Origin of the sequence: Citrobacter sp., assembly GCF_050252275.1 — a bacterium.
Classification (GTDB): Bacteria; Pseudomonadota; Gammaproteobacteria; order Enterobacterales; family Enterobacteriaceae; genus Citrobacter_A; species Citrobacter_A amalonaticus.
Genome location: NZ_JBFWLF010000293.1, coordinates 1 through 5,619 on the forward strand (window position 1 = coordinate 1; position 5,619 = coordinate 5,619).

5 protein-coding genes are annotated in these 5,619 nt (G+C 53.2%); 4 read left to right on the top strand and 1 reads right to left on the bottom strand.

The annotated features are described in order from the left end of the window. Positions 1–1,137, bottom strand: a 1,137-nt coding sequence (locus AB7E14_RS19660) for an enoyl-CoA hydratase-related protein (RefSeq protein WP_428169830.1), incomplete at its 3' end; no start/stop codon positions are given. A 190-nt stretch (positions 1,138–1,327) separates the two neighbouring features. Between AB7E14_RS19660 and pepQ the strand changes: the two genes are divergently transcribed. From pepQ to hemG, 4 genes are read left to right on the top strand one after another with little or no spacing between them, the layout of a single operon-like run. After that, a complete protein-coding gene (gene pepQ / locus AB7E14_RS19665) occupies positions 1,328–2,659 on the top strand; it encodes a Xaa-Pro dipeptidase (RefSeq protein ID WP_042998835.1) in 1,332 nt (443 codons plus the stop codon). Next, positions 2,659–3,273 carry an IMPACT family protein gene (locus tag AB7E14_RS19670; RefSeq protein ID WP_046402112.1) on the top strand — a complete coding sequence of 205 codons (615 nt, stop codon included), beginning with the start codon at positions 2,659–2,661 and terminating at the stop codon, positions 3,271–3,273. Before pepQ ends, AB7E14_RS19670 begins: the two co-directional genes overlap by 1 nt. Positions 3,274–3,311: 38 nt before the next feature. Next, entirely contained in the window at positions 3,312–4,763 is a 1,452-nt protein-coding gene (gene trkH, locus AB7E14_RS19675) for a Trk system potassium transporter TrkH (protein ID WP_042326189.1), read from the top strand. Between the two features lie 11 nt (positions 4,764–4,774). After that, on the top strand, positions 4,775–5,320 hold the full coding sequence (gene hemG / locus AB7E14_RS19680) for a menaquinone-dependent protoporphyrinogen IX dehydrogenase (RefSeq protein WP_428169831.1): 546 nt from the start codon (positions 4,775–4,777) through the stop codon (positions 5,318–5,320). Positions 5,321–5,619: the final 299 nt, after the last annotated feature.

Consider the following 5,619-nt stretch of genomic DNA (forward strand, 5'->3'; position numbering starts at 1 on the left):
CGAAATCACGCCCGCCATCTTCAGACCGTCAATTTTGCCGCGCTCAAGCTGTTTGTTCAGCAGCTTAGCCGCTTCGGTCATTCCGAGGGTCAGGGATTTGTCGTTGATATCTTTCATGATAACCGGCACGCCTTTCCACGCCGACTGATACGCGATACCGCCGCCCATAATGCCTGCGCCCAGCACAGCAGCCTGTTTTGGCGTCTCAACGTCTTTGGTCAGCTTCTTCGCTTTGCCTTTCACATATTGGTCGTTAAGGAAGATACCGACCAACGCGCGGGCTTCATTGGTGTGCGCCAGCGGAACAAAACTTTTGTTTTCCAGATTAAGCGCTTCTTCACGGCCAAAACGCGCGGCAGCTTCAATGGTTTTCACCGCAGTCATCGGGGCCGGGTAATGTTTGCCTGCCGTTTGCGCGACCATGCCTTTGGCAATGGTAAAGCTCATGGTAGCTTCAATTTTGCTGAGCTTCAGCGGTTCCAGCTTCGGCTGACGCTTCGCTTTCCAGTCCAGATCGCCGCTGATGGCCTGACGTAAAACTGCTTTTGCGCCTTCAATCAGTTTTTCCGCTTTCACGACGCCATCGACCAGACCGATTTTCAGCGCCTGTTCAGCACCAACGTCTTTACCGGCAGCAATGATCTCCAGTGCGCTGTCCGCGCCTAACATGCGCGGCATACGTACGGAACCGCCAAAGCCTGGCATGATGCCCAGCTTTGTTTCTGGCAGACCGATACGCAGATCCGGCGTCGCCAGGCGGTAATCGGTCGCCAGTACGCATTCGCAGCCGCCACCTAACGCATAGCCGTTAACCGCAGAGAGAGTGGGGACCGGCAGATCTTCCAGACGGTTAAAGACGCTGTTGGCGAAATGCAACCACTGGCTGAGCTGTTCTTCGGGAACGAGAAACAGCGAAAGGAATTCGGTGATATCGGCACCGACGATAAAGGCTGCTTTATTCGAGCGCAGCAGCAGCCCTTTTAAATCTGTTTGTTTTTCCAGTACGTCCAGCGCCTGGCCGAGGCTGGCGACGGTTGCCGTGTCGAGTTTGTTCACTGAGCCTGGGGCATCGAACACCAGTTCGGCGATGCCATCTTCCAGCCAGTCGAGGTACAGGTTGTCGCCTTTGTAAAGCATGTCAGTCTCCTGAATCCGCAAGGTGATCTGGTCATACCAGATGAAGCGAAGTGTGTATTTTATGTTAATAAAATGCAAATGACTGATTAAAAAAATGCCGATCCGATCACACCTGGTAGAAATCACGCTCTCGTGAATCGATGTGCTAAGATGCGGAGACTTGAGGTCGAAAAAAACAGAAGGATAGAAAATGGAATCACTGGCCGCACTCTATAAAAATCATATCGTTACCTTACAAGAACGGACGCGTGATGCGTTGGAACGCTTTAAGCTTGATGCGCTGCTTATTCACTCCGGCGAGCTGGTTAACGTTTTTCTCGACGATCATCCTTACCCGTTTAAGGTTAATCCGCAGTTTAAAGCCTGGGTGCCGGTGACTCAGGTTCCCAACTGCTGGTTGCTGGTTGATGGGGTGAACAAACCCAAACTGTGGTTTTACTTGCCGGTCGATTACTGGCACAACGTTGAACCGCTGCCGACCTCCTTCTGGACTGAAGAAGTTGAGGTGATTGCCCTGCCGAAGGCGGATGGCATTGGCAGTCAACTGCCTGCCGCGCGCGGCAATATTGGTTATATCGGCCCGGTTCCAGAGCGTGCGTTGCAACTGGAGATCGCCGCCAGCAATATCAACCCGAAAGGGGTGATCGACTATCTGCACTATTACCGCGCCTACAAAACGGACTACGAACTGGCCTGCATGCGCGAAGCGCAGAAAATGGCGGTGAATGGACACCGTGCGGCGGAAGAAGCCTTCCGTTCGGGGATGAGCGAGTTCGATATCAACCTGGCCTATCTGACTGCGACCGGTCACCGCGACACCGATGTGCCGTACAGCAATATCGTGGCGCTGAACGAGCATGCGTCGGTTTTGCATTATACGAAGCTGGATCATCAGGCACCGTCTGAAATCCGCAGCTTCTTGCTGGATGCCGGTGCGGAGTACAACGGTTATGCCGCAGACCTGACCCGTACCTGGTCGGCGAAAAGCGACAACGAGTATGCGCAGTTAGTGAAAGATGTGAATGACGAACAGCTGGCGCTGATTGCCACCATGAAAGCGGGTGTCAGCTATGTGGATTATCATGTTCAGTTCCATCAGCGTATTGCAAAACTGCTGCGTAAGCATCAGCTCGTCACCGATATGAGCGAAGAGGCGATGGTCGAAAACGATCTCACCGGACCGTTTATGCCGCACGGTATCGGCCATCCGCTGGGCCTGCAGGTGCATGATGTCGCGGGCTTTATGCAGGATGACACCGGTACGCATCTCGCCGCGCCGTCCAAATATCCGTATCTGCGTTGCACCCGTGTGCTCCAGCCGGGCATGGTGTTGACCATTGAACCGGGCTTTTACTTCATCGAATCGCTGCTCGCGCCGTGGCGTGAAGGGCAGTTCAGCAAACACTTCAACTGGCAGAAAATTGAAGCGCTGAAACCGTTTGGTGGTATTCGTATTGAAGATAACGTGGTGATCCACGAGAACAACGTTGAAAACATGACGCGGGATCTGAAACTGGCGTAATGGACAGTTGGTTAATCCCTGCGGCGCCGGTCACCGTTGTCGAAGAGATCAAAAAAAGCCGCTTCATTACGTTGTTGGCGCATACCGATGGCGTAGAGGCGGCAAAAGCGTTTGTGGAATCAGTCAGAGCGGAGCACCCGGACGCCCGTCACCATTGCGTGGCGTGGGTGGCTGGAGCGCCGAATGATTCGCAGCAATTGGGCTTTTCAGATGATGGTGAACCGGCGGGAACGGCAGGTAAGCCGATGCTCGCGCAGTTGATGGGTAGCGGAGTTGGGGAAATTACCGCCGTTGTGGTGCGCTATTACGGCGGGATCTTACTCGGCACCGGCGGACTGGTTAAAGCCTACGGCGGTGGCGTAAACCAGGCATTGCGTCAGTTAACGACACAGCGCAAGACGCCATTAACCGAATATACTTTGCAGTGTGAGTACGCGCAGTTGGCTGGCGTTGAAGCACTTCTGGGTCAATATGGCGGCAAAATCGTCACCAGTGATTACCAGGCATTCGTTCGGTTAAGGGTGGCGCTTCCTTATGCGAAAGCGGATGAATTTTCAGCAAAGCTGGCGGATTTTAGTCGTGGTTCATTGCAATTGTTAGCGATTGAAGAATAATCCCCACCTCATTTTGAAGAACTAAGGAAGCGGCAGAGATGCATTTTCGCGCCATTACCCGAATTGTAGGACTACTGGTTATCTTATTTTCGGGCACGATGATCCTCCCGGGGCTGGTAGCGCTTATCTATCGTGATGGGGCGGGACGCGCATTTACGCAAACCTTTTTTGTTGCACTGGTGATTGGCTCCATGTTGTGGTGGCCGAATCGTCGTGAGAAAGGCGAATTGAAATCCCGTGAAGGGTTTCTGATCGTGGTACTGTTCTGGACCGTGCTGGGTAGCGTGGGTGCGTTACCCTTCATTTTTTCTGAAAGCCCGAACCTCACGATTACCGATGCGTTTTTCGAATCATTCTCCGGACTGACCACGACCGGCGCTACCACGCTGGTGGGGCTGGATTCACTGCCGCATGCGATCCTCTTTTATCGCCAGATGCTGCAATGGTTCGGTGGGATGGGAATCATTGTGCTGGCCGTCGCGATCTTGCCGATACTCGGCGTCGGTGGGATGCAGCTCTATCGCGCTGAAATGCCAGGGCCGCTGAAAGATAACAAGATGCGCCCGCGTATTGCCGAAACGGCAAAAACGCTGTGGCTGATCTACGTCCTGCTGACGGTCGCCTGCGCGCTGGCGCTGTGGTTTGCCGGCATGCCAGCGTTTGACGCCATCGGACACAGTTTCGCTACTATCGCGATCGGCGGGTTTTCTACCCATGATGCCAGCGTGGGTTATTTTGACAGCCCAACGATTAACACTATCATCGCTATCTTCTTATTAATCTCTGGTTGTAACTACGGTCTGCACTTCTCGTTACTGAGTGGCCGCAGCCTGAAGGTTTACTGGCGTGACCCCGAATTTCGCATGTTCATTGGCGTCCAACTGACGCTGGTGGTCATCTGCACATTAGTGCTCTGGTTCCATAACATCTATAGCTCCGCACTGACGACGCTCAATCAGGCCTTTTTCCAGGTGGTGTCGATGGCGACTACGGCCGGATTTACCACCGACAGTATTGCGCGCTGGCCGCTTTTCCTGCCGGTATTGCTGCTATGTTCTGCGTTTATCGGCGGCTGTGCAGGGTCAACGGGCGGGGGACTGAAGGTTATCCGTATCCTCTTGCTGTTCAAACAGGGGAACCGCGAGCTGAAGCGCCTGGTGCATCCCAATGCGGTCTATAGCATCAAACTGGGGAATCGCGCGCTGCCGGAGCGTATTCTTGAAGCGGTCTGGGGATTTTTCTCGGCGTATGCGCTGGTTTTTATTGTCAGTATGCTGGCGATTATCGCGACTGGTGTGGACGATTTCTCGGCCTTTGCTTCCGTGGTGGCGACGTTGAACAACCTTGGGCCCGGGCTGGGCGTCGTGGCGGACAACTTTGCCAGTATGAATCCAGTGGCAAAATGGATCCTGATTGCCAATATGCTGTTCGGTCGTCTGGAAGTCTTCACTTTGCTGGTACTTTTTACCCCGACCTTCTGGCGTGAATAATGGAGTAACACGTGAAAACACTGATTCTTTTCTCATCTCGCGATGGACAGACCCGGGAAATCGCCGCTTATCTGGCGTCAGAACTCAAAGAGCTTGGCGTTTGTACGGATGTCGTCAACCTGCATCGTACCGAAGAGCCTGACTGGGAACGCTATGACCGTGTGGTCATTGGCGCATCCATTCGTTATGGACATTATCATTCTGCATTTCTCGAGTTTGTGAAGAAACATGCGACGCGACTGAATCACATGCCAAGCGCGTTTTACTCCGTCAACCTGGTGGCGCGTAAACCGGAAAATCGGACGCCGCAGACCAACAGCTACGCGCGCAAGTTTTTAATGAACTCACAGTGGCGGCCAGACCGTTCTGCGGTTATCGCCGGGGCGCTGCTGTACCCACGCTATCGCTGGTATGATCGCATGATGATTCAACTCATTATGAAAATGTCGGGCGGCGAAACGGATACGCGCAAAGAAGTTATCTATACCGACTGGGAGCAAGTGGCGAGTTTTGCCCGCGAAATCGCCCAGTTAACCCCCGATTCGGTGGTTAAATAAACGCAAAGAATAAAAAATGCGCACTCGGAAAATTATTTTAAATTTCCCCTTGTCAGCCCGAAATAACTCCCTATAATGCGCCTCCACTGACACGGAACAACGGCACACAAGCCGCCGGGTCAGCAGGGTTCTCCGGTGAAAACCAGTGATGAACACCGACAGAGAAAAGCGAAAATAAATGCTTGACTCTGAAGCGGGAAAGCGTATTATGCACACCCCGCGCCGCTGAGAAAAAGCGAAGCGGCACTGCTCTTTAACAATTTATCAGACAATCTGTGTGGGCACTCAGAGTGACATGG

Excerpts from the sequence above, each read along its gene's own strand:
- AB7E14_RS19670 (WP_046402112.1), top strand. The coding sequence starts at position 2,659 with ATGGACAGTTGGTTAATCCCTGCGGCGCCGGTCACCGTTGTCGAAGAG.
- trkH (WP_042326189.1), top strand. The coding sequence starts at position 3,312 with ATGCATTTTCGCGCCATTACCCGAATTGTAGGACTACTGGTTATCTTA.
- pepQ (WP_042998835.1), top strand. The coding sequence starts at position 1,328 with ATGGAATCACTGGCCGCACTCTATAAAAATCATATCGTTACCTTACAA.